At 58.9% G+C, this 23,747-nt stretch carries 25 protein-coding genes; 1 reads left to right on the forward strand and 24 read right to left on the reverse strand.

Annotated elements, in window-relative coordinates; translation table 11 throughout:
• Positions 1-27: 27 nt before the first annotated feature.
• The 21 genes from H0V34_02400 to H0V34_02500 all read right to left on the reverse strand — a co-directional run bounded on the left by H0V34_02400 (position 28) and on the right by H0V34_02500 (position 18,529).
• A complete protein-coding gene (locus H0V34_02400) occupies positions 28-261 on the reverse strand; it encodes a hypothetical protein (GenBank protein MBA2490586.1) in 234 nt (77 codons plus the stop codon).
• 6 nt (positions 262-267) lie between these two features.
• Entirely contained in the window at positions 268-1,101 is an 834-nt protein-coding gene (locus H0V34_02405) for a hypothetical protein (protein MBA2490587.1), read from the reverse strand.
• A 230-nt stretch (positions 1,102-1,331) separates the two neighbouring features.
• Complete coding sequence (locus H0V34_02410; GenBank protein ID MBA2490588.1) at positions 1,332-2,276, reverse strand: glycosyltransferase family 2 protein; 945 nt, start codon at positions 2,274-2,276, stop codon at positions 1,332-1,334.
• Positions 2,277-2,373: 97 nt separating this feature from the next.
• Positions 2,374-3,291 carry a methyltransferase domain-containing protein gene (locus H0V34_02415; protein ID MBA2490589.1) on the reverse strand — a complete coding sequence of 306 codons (918 nt, stop codon included), beginning with the start codon at positions 3,289-3,291 and terminating at the stop codon, positions 2,374-2,376.
• Between the two features lie 3 nt (positions 3,292-3,294).
• On the reverse strand, positions 3,295-4,164 hold the full coding sequence (locus tag H0V34_02420) for a sulfotransferase family 2 domain-containing protein (GenBank protein ID MBA2490590.1): 870 nt from the start codon (positions 4,162-4,164) through the stop codon (positions 3,295-3,297).
• A gap of 3 nt (positions 4,165-4,167) precedes the next feature.
• Entirely contained in the window at positions 4,168-4,455 is a 288-nt protein-coding gene (locus H0V34_02425) for a hypothetical protein (GenBank protein ID MBA2490591.1), read from the reverse strand.
• A 71-nt stretch (positions 4,456-4,526) separates the two neighbouring features.
• On the reverse strand, positions 4,527-4,931 hold the full coding sequence (locus H0V34_02430) for a sulfotransferase family 2 domain-containing protein (GenBank protein MBA2490592.1): 405 nt from the start codon (positions 4,929-4,931) through the stop codon (positions 4,527-4,529).
• A gap of 44 nt (positions 4,932-4,975) precedes the next feature.
• On the reverse strand, positions 4,976-5,767 hold the full coding sequence (locus H0V34_02435; GenBank protein ID MBA2490593.1) for a sulfotransferase family 2 domain-containing protein: 792 nt from the start codon (positions 5,765-5,767) through the stop codon (positions 4,976-4,978).
• A 104-nt stretch (positions 5,768-5,871) separates the two neighbouring features.
• Complete coding sequence (locus H0V34_02440) at positions 5,872-6,675, reverse strand: class I SAM-dependent methyltransferase (protein ID MBA2490594.1); 804 nt, start codon at positions 6,673-6,675, stop codon at positions 5,872-5,874.
• An 81-nt stretch (positions 6,676-6,756) separates the two neighbouring features.
• Positions 6,757-7,575, reverse strand: a complete 819-nt coding sequence (locus H0V34_02445) for a hypothetical protein (protein ID MBA2490595.1) — start codon at positions 7,573-7,575, stop codon at positions 6,757-6,759.
• Positions 7,572-9,467: a glycosyltransferase family 2 protein gene (locus H0V34_02450; protein MBA2490596.1), complete on the reverse strand. Its 1,896-nt coding sequence runs from the start codon at positions 9,465-9,467 to the stop codon at positions 7,572-7,574. The genes H0V34_02445 and H0V34_02450 overlap by 4 nt, the downstream gene beginning before the upstream one ends.
• A 1,349-nt stretch (positions 9,468-10,816) precedes the next feature.
• A complete protein-coding gene (locus tag H0V34_02455) occupies positions 10,817-11,566 on the reverse strand; it encodes an ABC transporter ATP-binding protein (protein MBA2490597.1) in 750 nt (249 codons plus the stop codon).
• A gap of 26 nt (positions 11,567-11,592) precedes the next feature.
• Positions 11,593-12,354: an ABC transporter permease gene (locus H0V34_02460; protein ID MBA2490598.1), complete on the reverse strand. Its 762-nt coding sequence runs from the start codon at positions 12,352-12,354 to the stop codon at positions 11,593-11,595.
• 28 nt (positions 12,355-12,382) lie between these two features.
• Positions 12,383-13,480 carry a dTDP-glucose 4,6-dehydratase gene (rfbB, locus tag H0V34_02465; protein ID MBA2490599.1) on the reverse strand — a complete coding sequence of 366 codons (1,098 nt, stop codon included), beginning with the start codon at positions 13,478-13,480 and terminating at the stop codon, positions 12,383-12,385.
• Positions 13,473-14,372: a dTDP-4-dehydrorhamnose reductase gene (gene rfbD / locus H0V34_02470; protein MBA2490600.1), complete on the reverse strand. Its 900-nt coding sequence runs from the start codon at positions 14,370-14,372 to the stop codon at positions 13,473-13,475. Before rfbD ends, rfbB begins: the two co-directional genes overlap by 8 nt.
• Positions 14,369-14,926 carry a dTDP-4-dehydrorhamnose 3,5-epimerase gene (rfbC, locus tag H0V34_02475; GenBank protein MBA2490601.1) on the reverse strand — a complete coding sequence of 186 codons (558 nt, stop codon included), beginning with the start codon at positions 14,924-14,926 and terminating at the stop codon, positions 14,369-14,371. Before rfbC ends, rfbD begins: the two co-directional genes overlap by 4 nt.
• The gene (gene rfbA / locus H0V34_02480; protein ID MBA2490602.1) at positions 14,923-15,804 is read right to left on the reverse strand and encodes a glucose-1-phosphate thymidylyltransferase RfbA; all 882 of its coding nucleotides are present in this window, start codon (positions 15,802-15,804) and stop codon (positions 14,923-14,925) included. Before rfbA ends, rfbC begins: the two co-directional genes overlap by 4 nt.
• 95 nt (positions 15,805-15,899) lie before the next feature.
• Positions 15,900-16,280 carry a nucleotidyltransferase domain-containing protein gene (locus H0V34_02485; GenBank protein MBA2490603.1) on the reverse strand — a complete coding sequence of 127 codons (381 nt, stop codon included), beginning with the start codon at positions 16,278-16,280 and terminating at the stop codon, positions 15,900-15,902.
• A complete protein-coding gene (locus H0V34_02490; GenBank protein ID MBA2490604.1) occupies positions 16,222-16,620 on the reverse strand; it encodes a HEPN domain-containing protein in 399 nt (132 codons plus the stop codon). Before H0V34_02490 ends, H0V34_02485 begins: the two co-directional genes overlap by 59 nt.
• Positions 16,621-16,663: 43 nt before the next feature.
• The gene (gene ssb, locus H0V34_02495; protein ID MBA2490605.1) at positions 16,664-17,119 is read right to left on the reverse strand and encodes a single-stranded DNA-binding protein; all 456 of its coding nucleotides are present in this window, start codon (positions 17,117-17,119) and stop codon (positions 16,664-16,666) included.
• A gap of 51 nt (positions 17,120-17,170) precedes the next feature.
• Entirely contained in the window at positions 17,171-18,529 is a 1,359-nt protein-coding gene (locus tag H0V34_02500) for an MFS transporter (GenBank protein MBA2490606.1), read from the reverse strand.
• Positions 18,530-18,665: 136 nt separating this feature from the next.
• Here H0V34_02500 and uvrA point away from each other — a divergent pair, with 136 nt between their 5' ends.
• A complete protein-coding gene (uvrA, locus tag H0V34_02505) occupies positions 18,666-21,518 on the forward strand; it encodes an excinuclease ABC subunit UvrA (protein MBA2490607.1) in 2,853 nt (950 codons plus the stop codon).
• A 29-nt stretch (positions 21,519-21,547) separates the two neighbouring features.
• Here the strand turns inward: uvrA and H0V34_02510 are convergent, their stop codons facing one another.
• The 3 genes from H0V34_02510 to rpoA form a co-directional block, all read right to left on the reverse strand.
• The gene (locus H0V34_02510; GenBank protein MBA2490608.1) at positions 21,548-22,279 is read right to left on the reverse strand and encodes an SAM-dependent chlorinase/fluorinase; all 732 of its coding nucleotides are present in this window, start codon (positions 22,277-22,279) and stop codon (positions 21,548-21,550) included.
• A gap of 75 nt (positions 22,280-22,354) precedes the next feature.
• Positions 22,355-22,717 (reverse strand): 50S ribosomal protein L17, encoded by a 363-nt coding sequence (rplQ, locus tag H0V34_02515; protein MBA2490609.1) that lies wholly within the window; start codon positions 22,715-22,717, stop codon positions 22,355-22,357.
• Positions 22,718-22,741: 24 nt separating this feature from the next.
• Complete coding sequence (gene rpoA / locus H0V34_02520) at positions 22,742-23,746, reverse strand: DNA-directed RNA polymerase subunit alpha (GenBank protein MBA2490610.1); 1,005 nt, start codon at positions 23,744-23,746, stop codon at positions 22,742-22,744.
• Between the last annotated feature and the right edge of the window lies 1 nt (position 23,747).

Here is a 23,747-nt window from a genome sequence, read left to right on the forward strand (position 1 = left end):
ACACCCATCACTTGCCGCAAACCGCCCTCAATGCCAAGCCACCCATCCAGGCGATGAAGCAATGGCATGCCAAGCACCCTGCGTTGTTTCATCGTAAGCCTTATAATCGTCCGGGACTTGACATTTAGGCTTCACCATCGCGTCCAGCATGCGATAAAACTCGCGCCAATCGCCCTTATGTGGATGTTCTTTAGCAAACAGTTCTAGCTGCTTTTTCTTTCGAGCTTCTTCTAGGCTGAGGTATTTTCCGACTGACATCATCGTTACCTATGCTTCTCTTTGCACGTTTAGATACGTGTCATCACCCTCTTTCCTATAGCTTGCGAGTAGCTTCATCTGTACAGAAGGCACATCGTCAGCTTCAACTACTACAGTCAGTCTAAATAACTTTCCTGAATCTCTACTCAACTGTATCGGAATCTTGCTTTTTGCCTCCGTATTCCGGAATGCCCAAATCATCAGTCCGCGTTGATCGTACAGCAAGACATGGAGATAGCGGTCAATGGTTGGAGACAAATCAATCGGCTGTCCTTCATTAAGCTGTATAGGGCGTGTCATGTTAGATGATTTCCACCGACCATCATTTTCATGGCTCTCTATTTCCGTGATATAGCCGCAACAGTTCTTAATAGTGCGACCGGAAATAACTTTTGGAAGGATACTGAATTGTGCGTTGACTATTGTTGGCGGAACAATATCCGGTGCATAACTACTAAGTTTATATGGCGGATTGTCTTCAAAAAGCAATTCGATTGCCGGCTTTAACCTGTCTTCTAAACTTCTTATTTTTTCTGTTTGGCCATTAATTTCATTCTGTTGGATTTTCCACAAGCGGTAAGGAGCCATAAAAACTTCATAGCCGCTTAGTGCAATGGCTACCATCCCGAAGGATGCCACTCCGTACAGTAATGTGTATTGCAGCTCCGTCATCGCCGCGCTGACGTCGCTTAACTTCTTATTGACCAGGAAGCCAACCGCAAGAGAGAGTACAATACTGACTGTCCAGGTCAGCAGGGTAAGACGACCGAGATGATGAGATAATCTCTGACGTACAACGCCAATCAAAACGCGCCTGAATGCGATGTACCGTATCCAATCCATGTTGCGCATAATAATACCGGATGCAAAGGGATAATTACGATAAGCTATGCCTTCAGCTGCGGCTCGCTTGGCGCGTCGCCCAAGCCCGCGTTGATCTGTTCGATTTCCACGTCACTTAATGGCTCACGCCATTTATCGATGGAGGTCGTTTTGATCTCCGGCGACGTTAGCGGGCACGACAAATCTAGAATTGGCCGCGCCCAGCAGAAATGGCAACCGCATCGCCTGGTTCATTGCTCTGGAAAAGGTCCGCGCCGGCCTCGCACGCCGTGCCAGATACCCACTGTCATCATTCGCAGATGCTGCCGGCGAGGCGCCGTTATCGTCGAGTAGAAGACGTATTTCAGGACCAGGCGGCGAGCATCATTGAGAACCCAGGCCCACGATGCGTAGGGGCGTTTGTACAGATGTATGGCATTACGAAAAAAGTAGTAGTGTCGAAGCGGACCGTGTACGACGACCCGGCGCTTTTTCATCCACGGCAGCGCCACGTCGGTATCGCCTAAGCAATGCTCGATGTGGGCCTCGTAAACACCGTAACAATGGTATCCCTTCGATCGCGCTCGCAAGCCCCACTCGATGTCCACGTAATCGATAAATAAAGCCTCCTCCATTTCGCCCACGATCTCTAGCTTTTCCAGCTCGATGAGACTGCCTGAGGAAATGACGTAGTCGAGCTGCTGGCATTTTCCGCCCGCCCTGGTCTCGACGACTTCGCCCGCCGACCAGCCTTGAGCCACCGCGGAAAGCGCTGCTTGCTTCCGTCTTACATGCAAGAACCGAGGCGCCACAGCGGCCACCGATTTCCCTTCGGCTTTAAGAGAAATCTCCGCCGCGAGCAGCCGCACCACCAGGTCGGGCGCCACCACGCTATCCTGATCCATCAGGAGGACATGGGTAAACCCCCGCGCTTGTGCCCATGTCGCGCCCACGTTCTGGCCGCCCGCCACGCCCCGGTTATGGCCCAGTGCCAGCACGGTGACGGTCAACCCGACTATCGCCTCACACAAGTCGTGTCGACCCGGCGTGTTGTCGACGATCAGCACAGCCTGAACCTGCGCGTAGATCGCATGTAGCGCTGCTCTAAGCATGCTCGTGTCCGGGAAATAAGCCACCACGATGGCACACACCTGAGCGCTGTTCTCGGTTGATTGAGTGCGTAATTTCACGCTCATCTGCGATGGCTCAGGCGGGCCAGGTGACACGAGCGCTGCTTATCTTGACCTTCAGCTCATTCACGGTCACCGCATAGCGCGGCTGCTTGCCGGGCCGTCAGCGGAAACGGGAACTCAGCACTCCCGCGGCTCGTCTCACGAACTGGTTTCCCTTGAGGCGCGCTAGCCACGGTTGAGGCTCGGGAGGCTGTTCGTTGCGCGGTCTCTCCCACGCCAGATCTTTTTCTATCTTGTCCAGTAACTGTAGCCGGTCGAGTTTTACTCCTTCTCCCGAGCGACTCAGACTTATGAAAAACTCGCAACCTACGGTCTCAAAGAAACCGACTTCCTTGAGGGGTGTCAGACCCAGAGAATGCAGGTCATGCATGAGCAAACGGAAAGAATGGGGGGTAAAGCACCAGGCGTGGATATCGTAATACACCCCTTTGGCACGAATCTGATCGATCGCAGCGCGGGCGTGGTCAATCGTGTGCACAAACGTGTAATCCGCTTGATGGTACTGATCCCACGCGATACGCCCCCCTTTAGCAACGACGTTCAGGAAATACTCGGCGGCGACACCCGGCGTATGGATCACGTTTTTCTGGATGTGGCTGTCGATGACGCGCGCGATGCCGGTAATGGGTCGGAATCGATCGAAACAAAACCGCTTGTCAGGTACGGCCAGAGAAAGGATACCGTCGTCCTTGAGCAAACTTTCACAGTCATTTAGAAAACCCACGAGATCCGGCGTGTGCTCGACAACGTGCGAGGCAATGATCCAGTCGTAGAACTTACTCTTGCCGATCAGCTCCGCGTATGGTTGTCCATTCCAAACGAAATCTACATCCTCGATTTTTTTTAAGTTGACCTTGTGATCTTTGTACTTTTCGACTAGTCCTTCTCTGCTCATGTGGTCGATGATGTGAACCCTGTAACCCTCTTTCTTGGGCGCGATCGGGTTAATGCTGGGACCGATCTCGAGTCCCAGTCCGTCCTTTCTCAGATAATGAAAGACTTTGTCTTTTCGCGTCACGAGCTATGATCCCGGTTGTGCATACGCTCCTCCTCGCTCGAGTTGTTCCTTCAAGGAAGTCGGGAAGGCGTATCTTAAAAAATCCTCCGCGTAGAGTGCCGCGACTCGCTCTTCGAGGTCCGCATCATAAAATGCGCGATAATCTGGAATCACTGCGCTTTTTTTGTCCGCGAAATCATAAACCGTATCGCCGCTGAACTTCTCGTTAGCACACGATGATGTACGCGTATGGTGGGATGATTCACGGTAGTCGTCTGGATCCGTCCGCGGCAAGGCGAGCACCCGTTCCAGCTTCGGGAGCAAAGCCATGGAATGATCCAGATCGATTATGAAACGGGAGCCCCGCACAAAATAACGCTCAAGCGGATGGACCTGCATGCGATGATGGACGTTACAGGTGCACAGATCGATGGTTTCGAGATATGCAACGAATTCCCTGAAAGTAAACCCGCTGTGTTGGTCGACGGGCCGACCCAGAAAGACGGATACTCTGGCATCCTCGTAACCGCAACAAGCCGCGTGAATGTAAGAGCTGACGGCGCGCTTATGTGGGTTCCGGACGATTTTAATTGCCCGGTATCCCTCGAAAGAATTGAGAAAGTCGCGCACGGATGCCTTGTGGGCTGGTCCTGCGTAAAGCTTTGCGACACGAAATTTATGTACCCACTGATCGTGCGCCAGCGCCTCCTGCAGAAGCCCCATATGATCAAGCATCCATTTAACGGCGAATGTACAACCCGCCTTGGCGCTCCAGAGAAGCATCAGCTTGTGTTGCGAATCGAGTATCGGGCGAGGACGCGTCGCGAGGCAGCGGATCACTTTCTGCTTCTCCTCGCGAACTCGATCTGATCGAAGAGGCGTTCGATCGATCATGGTTTAACTACCGAGTGTCGTTGAGAATCCGTAGAGTAGAAAATCTTCCACATATAGATCATTAACGCTTCGCTCTAAGTCCACGTCGTAGAATTGACGAAAGCCGGGCAGCTCTCGCTTGGACTTTGGCGTTACGCGTAGCAGCGCATCTCCGCTGAACTCGGTGGCGAGACGCGCGGACGGCCGCGTGTGGTGGTGCGATTGCCGGTAACGGTTCAATTTCGATCGCGATAGGCCGAGCAGATGTTCGAGTCTGGGCAGCAATACCATGGAGTGGTCGAGATCAATCACAAAACGCGTTCCCGGCGCGAAAGCCCGCTCGATGAGGTGCGTCTGCAAGCGATGGTGTATGTTGCACGCATTCAGGTCGTTTCCAGATAGCCAACGAACTCCCGAAAGGAATAACGGTTCTCCGCATCGACGGCTCGGCCAAGAAACGTCGCCATGGGTACATCTTCGTAGCCGCACTGCGAAGCGTGTATATAGGAGCTCAAGGCGCGCTTGAACGGATTCCTGACGATCTTGACAAAACGGTAACCGGCGGGCTCGTCGACGAAGTCCCGAACTGCCGCCTTGTGCGCCGCGCTTTTGTATAGCTTTTGAATGCGGTAATGATGAACCCAACGATGATGCGCCAGCGCCTCCTGCAGCAACCCCATGTGACCGAGCATCCATTTTACCGCGAATGTACAGCCCGCCTTGGCGCTCCAGAGAAGCACCACCTTGTGTCGAGAATCTACGATCGGCTCCGGCGGCGCCACTATCAACTTGTGAAGCCGGGATTGCTCAAGGTCAAATCGCGTGCGGACTCTCATGCCTGATTACGACGCTCTTCGTCCAGCGACGGGCTAAAGCCGTAGCGCACGAGATCCTCCGCATACAGACTGGCAACGCGGTCTGTTAATTCCGCGTCATAGAAGCCGCGATAACCCGGCATCTCGGGAGCGGCTTTGTCGTAGATGTCAAAAACTTTGTCGCCGTGAAAATCACCAGACTCGCTGGACGGCTTGCGGGTGTGATGGTGCGATTCGCGAAATTGATTAGGGTCCGTTTTCGCAAGCGACAAGAACGATTCAAGTTTTGGAAGTGTTTGCAGAGAACAGTCCAGATTGACCAGAAACATCGATGCCAGCATGCGGTGGCGCTCCAGTGCGTGCGCCTGCAATTGATGATGGATATTGCAATTGGTCAGATCCACGGTTTCGAGATAGCGGAGGAACTCATTGAAAGAAAAGCGATGGGTAGCGTCGATTTCGCGCCCGAGAAATTCGCTCAGCCCGGCATCTTCGTATCCAAATCGAGCGGCCTGTATATAAGAACTGACGGCCCGCTTGAAGGGTGGCCGGACGAACTTTATCGCGCGGTAGTCGCCGGGCGCGCGCAGGAAATCATCGACCGCGGCGCTGTATTGCTGACTGGGATACAAAGTCTCCACGCGATACTTGTGAACACGCGGAAATGCCGCGTCGAAAACGCCCATGTGGAAAAAAATCCATTTCACGACGAAGGTGCATCCTGCTTTCGCGCTCCACAGCACAATCAGCTTGTTACGTGAGTCGATTATCGGCTGCGGATTGATGCGCAGCAGTGTATCTAGTTCCATTAGACGTCTCCGTGACTTTACTTATGGAATGCCGCGCGCGAGCCTCGCCGAAGCCCGTTGGAGTGCGGCCATAATTGCCGGCTTCAGCCGGTGGCGCGGATTCATCAAACTGTTGCCGCAAGGGTCACCGCCGGGCCGTGCGGGTGATTCGCGTCATCGTGAATGATATGAACCTCGTTGTATGCGCTCTGCCGCAGCATACGTTCCAGTGCTGGCAAAGTCGGCCAGAAGGATTCCTGCGACATGCCGCTCAATGGATCGCCGAGACCGCTTTCCCGGTACCACTTGCCGCGATAGCCGTTGACTTCCACATTGCCGTCACCGGTGGCGTAATGCGTCCACATAAAGAATCCGGGGCTGACCTTTGCGCACTGATCCAGAAGCTTCCAGGGCTCGGGCAGGTGGTACAAGAGTCCGGAGCAGAAAACCGCGTCGAACCGACCCCAGTCGGTAAGGTCCGTTTGCTCGAGATTGACTTCGTGAAACTCAACCTCGCCGACGCCAAGCAGCTGCTGAACCAGACGTGCGCGCTCGATATTGGAAGCCCGGCCCTCCAGACCCACGATACGCGTTACCTGAGGAGCCGCGGCCAGCCCGAAACTATGGCCGCCTTCCAGCGCGCCGAGTTCAAGAATAGTTTTGACCTCGGAGAATCGCGCGCGGAACTGCTCCAGGCGCACATCGTTCATGGCGTCAAAGGCGCCGCCATAAGCCACGCCGTTTATCCAGAACCGCGTAACCCACGGCTGACGCTGGTCAAATTCGCGCGCGATTGCGGCTGCTCGCGCATCGTCGTCACGGGCCGCGTCGCCCTGCGACGTGTCGGCCTGGGGCGTAGTGTCGGTGCTCTGGTGATCCGTCCGCGCGCGATTACCCGCGAACAGACGCTGGCGAATCCTGTTCCACACTTCAGCCTCCAGTCGAATTGAAACGCAAAATCATGCGATTAATGCCCCCATGTAATATCCTCTGAGGTCGCGGCGCAGCGTCTATCCTGGCGCCGCGGCGGCCGCGTGCACGCCGGCGACGATGCGTCGCACATAGCCGGAACATTCGTCCGGTTTCAGCACCGGGTCTGGGTCCAGCGCCCAGTCAGTGTAGCCATGCCGGATGAGCAGCGGCTCGTAAAGATCGCGTAATTGTTCGACATCGCCAGGGGTAAAAAACCGCTTCCAGTTATTATAGGCAGCGGTTCGACGCGTCCAGTGATATTCGCCTACATGGCGATCGTCCGACACCTCGAATCCCAGATACGATTCCAGACTATCGAGCCGGTCCTCGATAAAATCCTCATACTTGATGACGTGGATCCTTTTCGCATGCTTGTCGAGAAATCGTAGGTAACGCTGATCCACAGGCGGGCACGGCGCCACCTTCGTTCCAAAGATGCCATTCAGTTGCTCGATCATGCCCAGAAAAGAGATGGCATGGGGATCCCGCTCCTTTTCCTTCAGCACATCCAGCCACGCATCCATAAGCCGGGTTTCCACACCCCGTTGCGCCAGCGGCAGCGCGATGTAAAAAAGCCGACTGATCGCCTCATCACGCAGATCGCGCACGATCGCGACGATACGCTTGAACTTGAGCGGCAGTTCGTTATGCATAATGGCCTCGCGCAGGTTCGGAGTCGGATCCCAGTGCTCGTAGATGATCTTCACCACACACGGGAGCGCGGGCTGCGCGGGCCTCATGAAAAAACCGACCTTCTTGGGTTCCAGATAATATAGCGAATCCTTCATGGAGGCTTGGATCGATTTCGAGATAATCGTGGTGCCGGTCTTGCCCTTGCCGATAACCAGAATATTCATCCGTTTTGTTTTCCTTCCAGCGCCGCCGCATGGTGCCTTTCGCCGGATGAGGTCAGCTCAGTCAAAAAGTTAATCCAGGGTCTGCTAGCGCGCGTCTCGTGGGCCAGAGTGAAATCTTCCCTGTCGAGCGTCAGGTTGGGGCTGTAGTAGGGATCTTGCAGCAAAGTGTCCCCCCAGTGATCTTTCATCCACAGTACTTCTCTCGCGAACCGCTCAATCTTCTCCGGCGCCGTGTCCGTGCCGCGCGAGGCCGACTCCAGATGGTAGAGCTCCGCGTGCGGCGTCCATATAATGCGATAGCCCAGCGCGCGTATACGCAGGCACAAATCCACATCGTTGAACGCAATCTTGAGGTTCTCTTCGTCCAGCCCGCCGCACTCGTCGATTATTTCACGCCGCATAAGCAGACAGGCGCCGGTGACGGCGCTCACGCTCTGAACGAGAGTCAGCCTGTCGAAGTATCCGTGATGCCCGCGCGGAACGTGCTTGTGAGAGTGTCCGGCGACGCCCCCGATGCCCAGAATGACACCAGCGTGTTGAACGGTGTCATCCGGATAGTACAACATCGCGCCCACTGCGCCGACTTCGGGTCTCACGGCGTGGCTTACCAGCTCAGTCAGCCAATCCTCGTTGATGACGACAATATCATTGTTGATCAGGCCGATGATGTCCCCTCTGGCCTGACGCATGGCGAAGTTGTTGATCGCCGAGTAATTGAATGCCTGACCATAATCGATGACCTGAACTCTGCTGTCCACCGACACGCTCGTAAGGTAGGCATGCGTTTCCGGCTCAACGCTCCCATTATCAACGATGATCACCTCCAGCGGCGAATAGGTCGTCTTGAACAGGATGCTGTCGATGCATTGCTGCAGGAGATCGACTTTATCCTTGGTCGGTATGATCAAGGAAACCAGGGGCGCGGGCTGTGGGACGGATCGCCGTATGCGCTGGTAGTGTGGGGAGTCTGGCGCGGTTTCCACCTCCGCATCGATGTCAAGCCGGGCAAAATGCTCTCTGATTGCCGTATGGGCCGCCGTTACCGCCCGCGCCCGCTGGCTCTGGGAGAACGAAGCGGCCGCCGAAGTATTTCTCCAGTGGTACAGGATTTCAGGAATGTGCACGATATCCCGCGGGGCCGAGCGCTCGATTATGCGCAGGGCAAGATCATAGTCCTGACTGCCCTCGAAGCCTAAGCGGAAGCCAGAAATCTCCTTGACCGCGGAAGCTCGATAGACGCCCAGATGGTTGATTATGTTCTGTCCGTAGAACAGGTCTGGATTCCAGTCCGTCTTGAAGTACGGCGTATTGCGTTTATCGTGTTCGTCGATCTTGTCTTCATCGGAGTAGATGATGTTGGCGCTCGGGTGCTTGTTGATCGCGACGGCAACCGTGTACAGGGATTTCTCGGGCAGGGCGTCATCGTGATCCAGGAGCGCGAAATAATCACCCGTAGCGAGCGCTATCGCGCTGTTGCTGCAAGCAGAGATATTGCCGTTCTCGGTGCGTACCACGACCTTGATCCTCCTGTCCTTGCCTTCGTATTCGCGCAGAACCCCGGCAACATACGGCTCGGTCGAACAGTCGTCGGCAATACAGAGCTCCCAGTGATCGTAGAGCTGATCCAGGACCGACTGGATGGCGCTACGCAGGAACCGCTCTGGCGGATTGAATACCGGCATAATGACCGAGATCAGCGGCTTTCTCGCAAGCGTCGCGATGTGCCGCTTTATCGCGGCGCGATCGTCATCGTCAAGCGTATCGTTGGCCTTTATCCAATCTTGATACTTTCTGTTGGACGCCGAGGAGGCGGCATCCTTTAGGAATTCGCCAACCCTCGGCCTCAAGGCAACCGCGTGCGCTTTCAATCGCAGCTTGTTGTTGTACGACATCGGGAATCGATCAAACACCCAGCGCAGGCTGCGCGCGAGCGGGCCGCGCAACGCGCCGGCGCAGCTTTGCAGCCCGGTTTTGACCCCTCGTAGTGGCGCCGTTACACGCCAGCTGGTCGACGACTGCAGCGCCGTGATCGCTCCGGCCAGCGAGGTGATCGTGGAAGCCTGTTCTCGGAGCGCGCCATCGCGCACCGCAACAATGTCTTGCAGATGGTTTATTTCCGCCAGCCGGCTCGCAGCCTGCTGTGTGACGTTCGCCAGCTCGTGGCTAAGCTGGTTGATCTCCGCCAACCGGCTGGTCGACTGCTGCGTGACGGTCGCCAGCTCGTGGCTAAGCTGGTTGATCTCCGCCAGCCGGCTGGTCGACTGCTGCGTGACGTTCGCCAGTTCATGCCGAAGCTTGTTTATCTTTCCTGTAGCGGCGTTTATGCGGAGATTGGCCGAGTGCAATTCAGTCGCGAGTGCTGTTTTTTGCGTGCGCGCGTCATCGATGACCGCCCCGAACAGAAATGACGCCTCGGTGAGCGTTTTTTCCAGCGCGGACAAAGCCGTTGATCCTTGCGACTGATCATCGCTTATCGTCGATGCGTAATCGTCGTAGACCCGCCGGATCAGCGTGAGGCGTTCGTCGTTGTCCAGATCGTCACGGCTGCTGGCATGATGCCGCAGGTCCGTTTGCAGGAAAGAGTCGATTTCGCGCGACGTTGAAGGGTCCACGGTCAGCTCATCCAGTCCGAGCTGCCGCCAGGCCGGCGTCATCGCCGCGCGCCAGTCCGCCATCAACTGCTCATAGCTGACATACGCGCGAGGCTGACCGCGCGTCCATCGTTCCGCCTCCAGAACGTGCCGCAGCCACAGCAGATGCGATTGACAATGATGCAATCCATCCCGGGCGCTCAATGAGCGGGCCACGTCCAGCGGATTACGTACCGGGAGCAGATAATGCGGCTCCCACTTTATCTCGTCGAATATGCCTTTCCACAACGGCATGAGCCGGCACATTCTGGGATCTTTGAGACAGGCAAGTGCCGCGCCTGCAAATTCTTCCCGCACCACGTGGATCAAGCGATCCCTGAATTCGGAGACTACGGAGTTCCGCCACCAGTTCGCGGGCAGCGGTGCGGTCGCATCCCAGGACGAGCCAAGCGCCTGCAGCAGTTCGTCATGAATAACCCTGACCTCGTCAAGCTCCCAGAAGCCGGCGGGATTATTGCCTTCGCTGGGCGGCATCAGCTGTTCGCCGATCTGGGCGCCCAGCAGATTGCACACCCGCGCCACCGCGGAGGTGCCGCTTCGGTGCATGCCCAGGATGACGATGATGTGCATTGGTGTGCGTCCGTGTGCGGTCAGGCTGGATGCCGCTTTCTGGCCAGACGTGCGCGTGGCCGACGCGGCGCCGTCAGGTCGTCGTCGCCATATTGACTCAGCACCTCGTCCACACTACCGACCATTTTTGTTACGCCTTTTTCGATCCACACCACGCGGTCGCACAACGCGCGGATCTGCGCGGTCGCATGCGACACAATCACCACAGTCTTGTCGGACTTGATCTTTTCGCGCAGCAGGGCGCTCGATTTTCGCTTGAAATCCGCGTCTCCCACGCCCAGCGCCTCGTCCACCAGCAGGATGTCGGGGTCGGAAAGAAACGCCACCGCGAAACCGAGCCGCGCCTTCATGCCGGCGGAATAGATGTTGAGGTGCTGGTCGATGAAATCCTCAAGACCGGAAAAGGCGATGATCTCGTCCATGTTGCGCTCGACTTCGCGACGCCGGATGCCCATCAGCATGCCGCTCAGGATCGCGTTCTGGCGCCCGCTCAGATTAGGGATGAAGCCGATGCGCAACGACAGCATCGCGGCGTGCAGATCGCCCCGCTCCACAGCCCCAAGGTCCGGTTCGATGATGTCCGCGATCACCTTCAACAGGGTGCTCTTGCCCGCCCCGTTGCCACCGATGACACCGAGACTCTCACCGCGGCGCAGTTCGAATGAAATATCGCGCAGCGCCCAGAACGGCTTGCGGCTGAACAGGCCGCTGCGACGCTGATAGGAAACGCCGACGTTACGCAGCCGCAGCGCGATCCTGGGATCGAGCAATGCCTTCGGATCAGCCGGGCCGCCGTTCACGAGATGGCCAGCTTGGCGTAGCGCCGGTCAAAGCGCGTCAGCAGATAAAGCGCCGAGGCCAAGCCGAGCAGCGCGACCAGCAAGACGATGCCCATCGCCGACCAGTCCGGCCAGACGCCCTCAAGCAGCACCGCGCGGTAACTCTCGATCACCGTGACCATCGGATTCAGATAGAAATAGACACGCAAGTCGGCAGGAAACGTGGAGATGTCATAGAAAATGCCCGACATGAAAAGCATCAAGGTCAGCCCGTTCTCGATGAGAATCCTCAGATCGGGCACAAACGGCACCACCGCCGCCAGCAGCGAGGCGCACGCGGCGATCAGCAGAAACTGAATCACCATCAGCACCGGCAGGGCCAGCCAGGTCATGCTCAGCGTTTGCTCCACGAGCACTAAATATATAAGGTACAGCGAGAACACGATCAAAAACCTGAGCGTGTTGGTCACCAGCGCGATGGCGGGGAACAGGTACTTCGGCAGATAGACCTGCAACATCAGCCGGGCATTCGCCGGAATGGCGTTGGCGCAACGAATGACCGAGCTGCCGAACCAGCGCCAGATCATCAGGCCGCACAACAGGAACGATACAAAGCCTTCCCCGCCCCGGCCCAGTAGCACACCGAACACCAGATAAAAAACCGACATGTAAAGCAGCGGCTCCAATACCCACCACAGCATGCCCAGGTACGCACGCGCGGCCTCGGCGCGCAAATCTGCGCAGGCCTTGTACCAGACCAGCTCGAGATAGTGATGCATTATCGATGCGGTAGTCGAGTATGGATTTTCACAGCAGGCGCGGCGCGTCCGCGTCCCTGACCTTGGGCGCGTATTGCGCCTTTATCCACCCCTTGTAGCCCGCATCCAGCAGCGCCTGCCACCACGCCTCGTTCGCCATGTACCACGCCAGGGTCTTGCGCAGCCCGCTCTCGAAGCTTTCGCGCGGGTCAAACCCAAGTTCGGCCGCCGCCTTGTCCGCGTCAATGGCGTAACGCCGGTCGTGGCCGGGCCTATCCTTGATGAACGTAATCAACTCTCCATGCGGCGCGGGAGACGGCGCGGCCTCATCCAGCAGCGCGCACAGCATCCGCACGACCTCAATGTTGGTTCTTTCGCACTGGCCGCCGAGGTTGTAGGTCTCCCCCACGCGCCCGTGCTCCAGCACTAGCGCGATGCCGTGGCAATGGTCTTCGACGTAAAGCCAGTCGCGCACGTTGAGCCCATCGCCGTAAACAGGCAGCGGCTTGCCCTGCAGGGCGTTGATCAACATCAGCGGGATGAGTTTTTCGGGAAACTGATAAGGCCCGTAGTTGTTGGAGCAGTTGCTGGTGGTGACGTTGAGGCCATAAGTATGATGGTAGGCGCGCACCAGATGATCGCTGGCGGCCTTGCTGGCGGCATATGGCGAATTTGGCGCGTACGCCGTAGTCTCGCGAAACGGCGGATCGTTCGGCGCCAGGGTGCCGTACACCTCATCGGTCGAACAGTGATGAAAACGGTGGTGCGCACGTCGCGATGAATCGGGCGCATCCAGCCATACATTTTTCGCCGCCTTGAGCAGGCTGTGCGTTCCGAGCACGTTGGTTTCGATAAAGGCGTCCGGTCCCAGGATGGACCGATCTACGTGCGATTCCGCCGCGAAGTGCACGAGCAGGTCGATGGATTCTTTTTCCAGAAGACCTTCCACCATTGCCTGATCACGGATATCGCCATGTACGAAACGAAAGCGGGGATTGCCCTCCGCCGCGGTGAGGCTCGCGCGATTGCCGGCGTATGTCAGTGCATCCAGCACGACGACCCGATCCTCGGGATGCTCACCCAGCCAGGAGTGCACGAAGTTCGCGCCGATGAAGCCCGCGCCGCCGGTAACCAGCAGCCTACGCACGGTCAAGCTCCTTGAGCATCGCGCGCAGCGACATCCGCCAGTGCGGCGCCTTGTAACCCAGCGTCTGCCAGATCGCGGATTTGTCCAGCACGCTGTAAGCCGGCCGCCGCGCCGGCAGTGGATATTCGCCCGTAGCTATCGGCTCGATCGGAATTTCCCGGCTCAGCAGACCAAGGGTCAGCGCCTCTTCCTGTATCGCCACAGCGAAATCGTACCAGCTCGCCACGCCGGCATCGGTCCAGTGGTACTTGCCCGTCAGCTTTGCTTCCAACGCGCGCCAGATGCAATCGGCAAGCCCGCCCGCCCAGGTGGGCGATCCTATCTGATCGTCCACCACCCGCAGCGCATCGCGGCTCGCCATCAGGCGCAACATGGTATGCACAAAGTTGCCGCCATGCGACGAGTACACCCAGGCAGCGCGCACGATAAGCGCCTCGCGCGTCAGCACATCCAGCACGGCCTGCTCGCCGGCGAGCTTGGTGGCGCCATAAACGCATCGCGGCGCGGGGGCGTCATCGACCAGATACGGGCTGCCCTTCGCGCCATCGAAGACGAAATCGGTGGAGACGTGTACCAGGCGGGCACCACACTCACGCGCGGCTCTCGCCAGATTCGCCGCGCCATCCCGATTGACCGCGTGTGCGAGCTCCGGCTCCTCTTCGGCCCGATCCACCGCCGTATACGCTGCGGCGTTGATAATCGCTTGCGGACGCAGCCGACCCACAATGGCATCGACGGCCGCGGCGTCGGTGATATCCATGGACTGACGATCGAACGCACGCAGCGAATAAGTGAGTTGCTGCGCCCGGCGCTGTGTCTCCCATCCCAACTGACCATTCGCGCCCGTGAGCATGATCACCGGCAATGATTGATTTTCTTCGGCAACCTTCATGCGGAGTACATCGGTAGTCCTGACGGCGGGATCTGATCCAGCGGCGACGCACTGTCATCTTTGGCCGACAGTTCGGGGCGTTTCAGCGGCCAATCGACGCCAACGCGCGGATCGTTCCACGCGACCGTACCCTCCGCTTCCGGCTGGTAGTAATCGGTGCACTTGTAAGCGAACAGCGCCGTCTCACTGGTCACGCAAAATCCGTGCGCGAAGCCGGCGGGCACCCATAGCTGCCGCTTGTTGTCGGCGGACAAGCTCGCCGCGAACCATTTGCCGAACGCGGGAGACCCTTGCCGGATATCCACGGCCACATCGAATACTCCTCCCTGCAAGACATACACCAGCTTGCCCTGCGCGTGCGGGTGCTGAAAGTGCAGACCGCGCAGCACCCCAAAGCGCGAGAACGAAACATTGTCCTGCACGAACGGGCCCACGATACCCCCCTCGGCGTAGCGCCGCGCCTGAAAGGCTTCCATGAAAAACCCCCGCGCATCACCGACGAACTTTGGTTTGACGATCAAGACGCCCGGCAACGATGTCTCAACGATCCTCACATCAATTTTCCGTCGGTCAGGATCCCACGCAGATACTCGCCATAACCACTTTTATCCAGCGGCGCCGCGAGCCGCTCCAGCGCTTCGGCGTCGATAAAGCCCATGCGATAGGCGATCTCTTCCGGACAGGCTATTTTCAGACCCTGCCGTTCCTCCACCACCCTGATGAAGGTCGCCGCGTCCAGTAGCGCGCCGTGCGTACCGGTATCCAGCCAGGCCGTGCCTCGGCTTAAGATCTCCACGGTGAGATCTCCGCGTTCGAGATAGGCCTTGTTCACGTCGGTAATCTCGAATTCCCCGCGCGACGACGGCCGTATATGTCGGGCGATGTCGACCACGTCGTTGTCGTAAAAATAAAGGCCGGTCACCGCGTAATGGGACTCCGGCGCCGCGGGTTTCTCTTCGATGCGGGTTACACGGCGGTCGCGATCGAACGAAACCACGCCGTACTGACTTGGATTGCTGACGTAATAGCCGAACACGGTAGCCCCGGTGTCACGCTGACTCACCGCCTGCAGGCGTTTAGTGAAACCTTCGCCATAAAAAATATTGTCGCCCAGGGTAAGGGTCACCGGATCGGTACCGACGAACTGCTCGCCGACGATAAACGCCTGCGCCAGCCCATCGGGCCGCGACTGCACCGCGAACGACAGCGACAAGCCCCACTGCGATCCGTCGTTCAGCAGGTTAAGGAACGCGGCCTGATCGCGCGGTGTGGTGATGATGAGAATATCGCGGATGCCGGCCAGCATCAGCGTCGCCAATGCGTAGTAAATCATAGGCTTGTCGTACACGGGCATAAGCTGCTTGCTCACCGAATGGGTGAGCGGATAAAGCCGCGTGCCCGAGCCGCCGGCGAGGATAATACCCTTTCTCACAAACTGTTAATCCTGCGGTCCATCAGGGGCGCCACGTGCTGGCGGCCCCTCAACCACTCCTTTAGATAAAATCGAACACTACGTTTTGTATAGAATTAAACCATAGGTTTCCGCGACTTCACATACACCCAAACCGTCTCGACCATCAAAGCCCGCGCAAACCCTTTGCCCCGCGATTGTAACGTGTTCCACTCGTCGACGGTGTAGACGAGCATTTCCGTCGGCACCGGCAGCGCGCTCAGATCCCACTTCAGACTGCGCCGATCGAATGGTTCGTCTGTCGCATCCACTATCGCTACGACGTCCAGGTCGCTGCCCACACCCCAGTCGCCGCGCGCGTATGACCCGAAGTAGCCGAGCCGCGCGAGTTCCGGATGCCTTGCGGCGTGAAGTTCGGTCCAGTCGCGCAACGCCCGCTCAACCGCTGCGCGGTTGGGCCATTTGAACACGGACGAATTCAATGATCTCACCGGCATGACGTATGGCTTCCTCACTTTGGAGCGAACCGTAATGCTCGAACGGCGCGCCCTCGGCATGGCCGTTGGCGTAGCGGGTGGCAACATAGAAGTTATCCAGCACCTTGCCTTTTTCCACCAGGATTTCCGGTACCGTCAGCGGCAACTCTCGCAACAAGCGGGCGACTACATGCCCCCACGCTTCCTGGTCGAGGTACAGATGCAGTCCTTTTACCGCTTTCTCAGCCGACTGCTGCGCGGCAAAACAGGCCCATTCGTGCCGCGCTTCACGTCGCGACGCCAGCGCTTGCTCCAGGTCCCGTTCGGCTTGCGCAAACCAGTCTTTGGCGCGATTAGCCACGTCGAGTACGTTGTCGCATCAGCGCGTCATGACGCGCGCGCCGTCAGAACGGTATGTCGTCGTCGAAATCGTCCGTTTTCGATTGCTGGCGTTTCGCGGACGCGGGACCGGACGACGCGCCAGCCGCGGACGCTGAATCATCGAAACCGCTACCACCACCGCCGCGACCGCCCAGCATCTGCATCTCATTGGCGACGATCTCGGTCATGTAGCGGTCCTGGCCTTCTTTGTCCTGCCATTTGCGCGTCTGCAGACGACCCTCGACATACACTTGCGAGCCTTTGCGCAGATATTCGCCCGCGATCTCGGCGAGTCGATTGAAAAACACCACGCGGTGCCATTCGGTACGCTCCTGACGCTCGCCAGAGCTCTTGTCCTTCCAGAAGTCCGTCGTGGCCAGCGTGACGTTGCACACCGCACCGCCGCTGGGCATGTACTTGACCTCCGGATCCTGACCCAGATTACCGACCAGAATCGCTTTATTGATGCCTTTAGCCATGCGCGCGCCTCCGTTAAACCCTAGGTAGTGAGCCGATGTTAGCCGCGTATTCTAAGCCGCCGAGATGGAAAACTCACGCAAGGTCTTTTCGTCGAGCAAATTACGGTCCACCTTGAGGTACGCCGTGCCGTCCTCGGGGAGGATCACTGCCTCCTTAACACCTTTCACGGAGGTGAGCCGGTTGGTCATGGCGCGCGCGTGCTCCGCGGTCAGCGGGCCGACGTTCAGCAGATAACGGCTCAGCCCGCTGGGGTTCTGCATGCCCAGCATGACCAAAGCGCACAGCAACGACGCCACGCCGCCGCCGACAAATACGGCTTGCGGCCCGGCGACATGCAGCAGCGCGCCGCCCAGCGCGCCGCCAGTGAAAACGCCCAGGAACTGACTGCTGGAGTAAACGCCCATGGCGGTACCGCGCAGTCCCGCCGGGCTGGCCCTGGACGCCAGCGAGGGCAGCGCCGACTCGGCGAGGTTGAAGGCGGTGAACAACAACAGCATCGAAACCCCCATCACGATCAGCAGCGATCCAGTCACCGCCAGACAGAATTCGGCCGCGGCCAGCAACAGAATCGAGCCGATCAATACAGGCTTCATGCGATGGCGGCGCTCGCCGTAGATCAGCGGCGGCAGCATGGCGGCGAAAGACACCAGCAACACGACCAGATAGAGCAGCCAGTGCCACTGTGCGGAGAGTCCTGCCGTGTCCCGCAACTGGCTGGGGATAACCGTAAAATTGGAGGTCATCACCATGTGCAATACAAAGATGCTCAAGTCCAGGCGCAACAGGTGGGGGTCCTTGATGACCCTGCCCAGCGCGGACGTCACTACCCCCCTGTCGCCCTTTGCGCGCAAGGAAGGCGGGGTCGGTACCGCGCTCAAGACCAACAGAATCGCAAGTCCGGCCAGCACCGCAGTCGCCCAGAATATCCCGGGCACGCCTATCCATTGTTGCAGCAACGGCCCGACGACCAGCGCGAGCGCGAACGACAGGCCGATGCAGAAGCCCAAGGTTGCCATAATCTTGGTGCGCTGCTCGTCGCGGGAAAGATCCGCCGCCAGCGCCAGCACCGTCGCGGCGATCGCGCCGGAGCCTTGCATCGCGCGCCCGGCGATTACCCAGTAAATCGATTCCGACATCGCCGCGAGCACGCTGCCGGCCGCGAAAATAAGCAAACCACCGACGATCACCGGCTTGCGGCCTATCCTGTCCGACAGCATCCCCAGCGGAATCTGCAACAGCGCCTGCGTCAGGCCATACGCGCCGATGGCGAGGCCCATGAGTACCGGCGTTCCTCCGTCGAGCTTGCCGGCATACAGCGCGAACACGGGCAGCACCATAAAAAGACCCATCATGCGCACGCCGTAAATCAGGCCCAGCGATACGGTGGCGCGGCGCTCGACGGGTGTCATGCGGTTATTGTCTGAATTCATCACGATAGGCGGCGAAATTGCGAATCGGCGTCGACACTTCATGACCGAATGTCTGTTTTGCCTGTCAAAACGGAAGCAAGTATATTGATTAATTAACCTGTTTGATATGACATCCATGCAAGCCATCCGCATCCGCGGCGCGCGCACCCATAATTTGCGCGATGTCGACCTCGACCTGCCGCGCGACAAGCTCATCGTCATCACCGGTCTGTCCGGCTCCGGCAAGTCGTCGCTCGCGTTCGACACCATATTCGCCGAGGGCCAGCGGCGCTACGTGGAGTCGCTGTCGGCTTACGCGCGCCAGTTCTTGTCGATGATGGAAAAGCCCGACGTGGATCACGTCGAAGGTCTTTCGCCGGCGATCTCTATCGAGCAGCGAACAACCTCGCACAATCCGCGTTCCACGGTTGGTACCATCACCGAAATCTACGACTATCTGCGGCTGCTGTACGCGCGCGCGGGCCAGCCACGGTGCCCCGAACACAACCTGCAACTGGATGCCCAAACCGTCAGTCAGATGGTCGATCAGGTGCTGGCGCTGCCCGCGGGCACGCGCCTGCTGCTGCTCGCGCCCGTGGTCCAGAACCGCAAGGGCGAGCACCTGGGCGTGCTACAGGAACTGCGTGCGCAAGGGTTTCTGCGCGCGCGTATCGACGGAAAGGTCGTTGAACTGGAACAGGCACCGAAGCTCGATCTGCGCCGCAAGCACAGCATTGAGGTCGTCGTCGATCGCCTGAAAGTGCGCGACGAGTTGCAGTTGCGGCTGGCGGAATCTTTTGAAACCGCGCTGAAACTTGCCGACGGCATCGCCGTGGTCGCATACATGGACGCACCGGAACAAACGGAGCTTGTGTTTTCGTCGAAGTTCGCCTGCCCGATCTGCGGTTATTCGTTGAGCGAGCTGGAGCCGCGGCTGTTCTCGTTCAACAATCCTATCGGCGCCTGCCCCGCATGCGATGGCTTAGGCGTGCGTCAATTCTTCGATCCCGCGCGCATCGTGGCACATCCGCAACTGAGTCTTGCGGGCGGCGCGGTGCGTGGCTGGGACAGGCGCAACGCTTACTTTTTTCAGCTGATCCGCTCGCTGGCCGCGCATTACGACTTCGACATCGAGGCGCCATTCGCATCGCTGAACGACAAAACGAAACACGCCATCCTGTACGGCAGCGGCAAGCAGCGGATTGAATTCAATTACACAGACGAACGCGGGCGCACCAACACCCGCCGTCATGCGTTCGAGGGCATCATCCCCAACATGCAGCGGCGCTACCGCGAGACGGACTCCGAGGCGGTGCGCGAAGAGCTGGCGAAATACCTGGCGAATCAGCCTTGCCCGGAATGCGGTGGCACACGCCTGAACGTAGCCGCCCGCAATGTGTTCATCGAGGACCGCAGTCTGCCGGAGATCGCGCGCCTTCCGATCGGCGAGGCCGGCGAGTTTTTCAACGCGCTGGCGCTGAGGGGGCGTCGCGGAGAGATCGCCAGAAAGATCGTCAAGGAGATCCAGCAGCGGCTCACCTTTCTGATCAACGTCGGACTCGATTACCTGACTCTGGAACGCAGCGCCGAGACGTTGTCTGGCGGCGAGGCGCAGCGCATTCGCCTCGCGAGCCAAATCGGCGCCGGTCTGGTGGGCGTGATGTACATCCTGGACGAGCCCTCGATCGGGCTGCACCAGCGCGACAATCAGCGGTTGCTGGATACGCTTTACTTTCTGCGCGATCTAGGCAACACCGTGATCGTGGTCGAGCACGACGAGGACGCGATACGCGCCGCCGATCACGTGGTGGATATGGGGCCCGGCGCCGGCCGGCACGGTGGACGCGTGGTCGCCGAGGGGCGGCCGGCCGAAATCGCCGCCAACCCGGCGTCGCTGACCGGCCAGTACCTGTCGGGCAAGCGATGTATCGACATCCCGAACCAGCGCGTTGCGTTCAACGATGAGAGAACGCTGAATTTGCGCGGCGCCCGTGGCAATAACCTGCGCGACGTGGACGTGGAAATTCCTCTGGGCCTGTTCACCTGCGTTACGGGCGTCTCCGGCTCGGGCAAATCGACCCTAGTCAACGACACCCTGTTCCGCTATCTGGCGCGCGAACTGAACGGCGCCGCGGTCGACCCCGCACCCTGCGAGGCGATCAGCGGGCTCGAACGCATCGACAAGGTGGTCGACATCGATCAGAGCGCCATTGGCCGAACACCGCGCTCCAACCCGGCCACGTATACCGGCCTGTTCACGCCCATTCGCGAGTTGTTCGCGGGCACCGCCGAGGCGCGCTCGCGTGGCTACACACCGGGCCGCTTCAGCTTCAATATCAAGGGCGGGCGCTGCGAGGCCTGTCAGGGCGGCGGCGTCATCAAGGTCGAAATGCACTTTCTGCCGGACATCTACGTGCCCTGCGACGTGTGCAAGGGCAAGCGTTACAACCGGGAAACCCTGGACGTTCACTACAAGGGCAAGAACATCTTCGAGGTGCTGCAGATGCCGGTGGACGAAGCGGCGGAGTTCTTTCGTCCGGTGCCTGCGATCCGTCGCAAACTGGAAACGCTGGCCGAGGTCGGACTGACCTATATCACGCTCGGCCAGAACGCGACCACCTTGTCGGGCGGAGAGGCGCAGCGGGTCAAACTTTCGCGCGAACTATCCAAACGCGACACGGGCAACACGCTTTACATTCTGGATGAACCGACTACCGGGCTGCATTTCCACGATGTGGAGCAACTGCTGAGAGTACTTCACCGGCTGCGCGATCACGGTAACACCATCGTGGTGATCGAGCACAATCTGGATGTCATCAAGACCGCGGACTGGGTCATCGACATGGGGCCGGAAGGCGGTCACCGCGGCGGCGAAGTGGTGGCGGCAGGTACGCCTGAAGCAGTCGCCGCCGTCGATGCCTCGCATACCGGCCAATATCTGCGGCGCATATTGAAACCAATGCCTAAGGAGACGCGCCGCAAGGCGTGAACGGATCTGTACGAGTCGTTCGCTTTGCGCTAATCGCCCTGCGCGAGCGTGACCGTCGCGCCGATTTTCAGATCCATTGCGTGCGTGCCACTCGCTTCTTTAAGCGCGATCTCGACCAGACCGTTAGCGTTGTCGTACCAGAACGGCTCACCTGCGCGCGCCACGCTGAAGGTGCGGGCGTAAGCCAGTTCTTGCCCTTTCACCGAAAGCCGCGCGCTTTTGTCCAGCACACAGGCGCGTATCCCGGTCATCGCATTCCCGAAATGATCGATGTAGACGATCTCGTACAGATCGTCGGGCCATTCGCCAGGCGCGGCTTTGTCCGTTAGCAGCTCGCCAGGCACGGGCAGCCCCATGGCGAGCCTCGCAGCCACCGGCGCGAACAGATCGCGACCGTGGAAGCTTGCGGACATACGTTCCGGCGCGTAGGTGATCTCCCATTGCCGCACCTGCCTGGCCCGGCTTCCGATGACCTCGAGTAATCCATTATCCGGCCCCACGAACCAGCGGCCATCGGCCTGTACGACCAGCGGGCGCCGCGCCGAACCCACGCCCGGATCGACGACGCACAGAAAAACGGTGCCAGTGGTAAATTCATCGGTGTAAGCCGCCAGCAGATACGCCGACGCACGCGCGTTGAACGACGGAAGGTCGGAAAACAGGTTGATCACCGGCACGCCGGGCGCGTCCCGCAACAACCTGGCCCGCACCTGCCCGACATAGGGGCCGTGCAGGCCGAAGTCAGTGCACAGAACGATCATTGATTATCCGCATCAATAATTCGCACAAACAAAAAGCCGGCTTGCGGCCGGCTTATAAACGATACGTTTCAAGTCTTACTCGGGCCTGTCTACCAGCTCCACAAACGCCATGGCGGCGTTGTCGCCGCGGCGAAAACCGTATTTTAGAACCCGCATGTAGCCGCCCGGCCGGGCGCGATAGCGAGGGCCCAACTCGCTGAACAACTTGCCGACAACTTCTTTGTCGCGCAGTCTCGCGAATGCCCGTCGACGCCGCGCCACATCATCCTGTTTGGCCAGGGTGATGAGCGGCTCCGCGACCCGCCGCAGTTCCTTGGCCTTGGCCAGAGTGGTGATTATCGTCTCGTGCCGGAACAGCGATGACGCCATGTTCGAGGTCATCGCCTTGCGATGGCTGCTGTTGCGGCTCAGTTGCCGGCCGGAGTTGCGATGGCGCATATCAGCATTCCTTGGGTAGCGGCCTTAAGCCGCGGTGGACTTTTTCTCTTTCTCGGCACGCAAGCTGGGCGGTGGCCAGTTTTCCAGCCGCATGCCGAGCGACAACCCGTGCGAACCCAGCACGTCCTTGATCTCGGTCAGCGATTTCTTCCCCAGATTCGGCGTTTTCAAAAGCTCGACTTCGGTGCGCTGAATCAGGTCGCCGATGTAATGAATGTTCTCGGCCTTGAGACAATTTGCGGAGCGCACGGTGAGTTCCAGATCGTCCACCGGACGCAGCAGAACTGGATCCAGCTCCGATTCGCCGCGTGCCTGTACGCTCTGTTCGTCACCTTTGAGATCGACGAACACGGATAACTGCCCCTGCAGAATGTTCGCGGCCCGCCGAATGACGTCCTCGGGATCAACCGTGCCATCAGTTTCGAGTTCGATCACGAGCTTGTCCAGATCGGTACGCTGCTCGACCCTGGCGCTCTCGACGGTATACGCCACGCGCCGCACCGGGCTGAAACTCGCGTCGAGCAACAGACTGCCCAGCGCGCGTTCTTCGTCCGAACGCTGTACGGAGGCCGGCTGATAACCGCGGCCGCGCGCAATCTTCAACGTCATGGCGAGTTCGGCACCCTTGGTCAGGTGCGCGATCACATGGTCGGAATTGACAATCTCGACATCGTGTCCGGTCGTGATATCGCCCGCCGTAACCACACCGGGCCCCTGCTTGCGCAAGCTGAGGCTGGCTTCATCCTTGCCGTGCATGCGGATGGCCAGCCCTTTAAGATTGAGCAGGATATCGATGACGTCTTCCTGCACGCCCTCGATCGTTGTGTATTCGTGCAACACGCCCTCGATGCTGGCTTCCACCACGGCGCAACCGGGAATGGACGACAGCAGTATGCGTCGCAACGCGTTGCCCAGGGTGTGTCCGAAGCCGCGTTCCAGCGGCTCGAGCACGACCTTGGCGTTCTTCGGGCCCGATGCCTGAACGTCGACGAATCGGGGCCGCAGCAGTTCTTCAACCTTGGCTGCCATA

The sequence above is a fragment of the Gammaproteobacteria bacterium genome, from assembly GCA_013696315.1.
GTDB lineage: Bacteria > Pseudomonadota > Gammaproteobacteria > JACCYU01 > JACCYU01 > JACCYU01.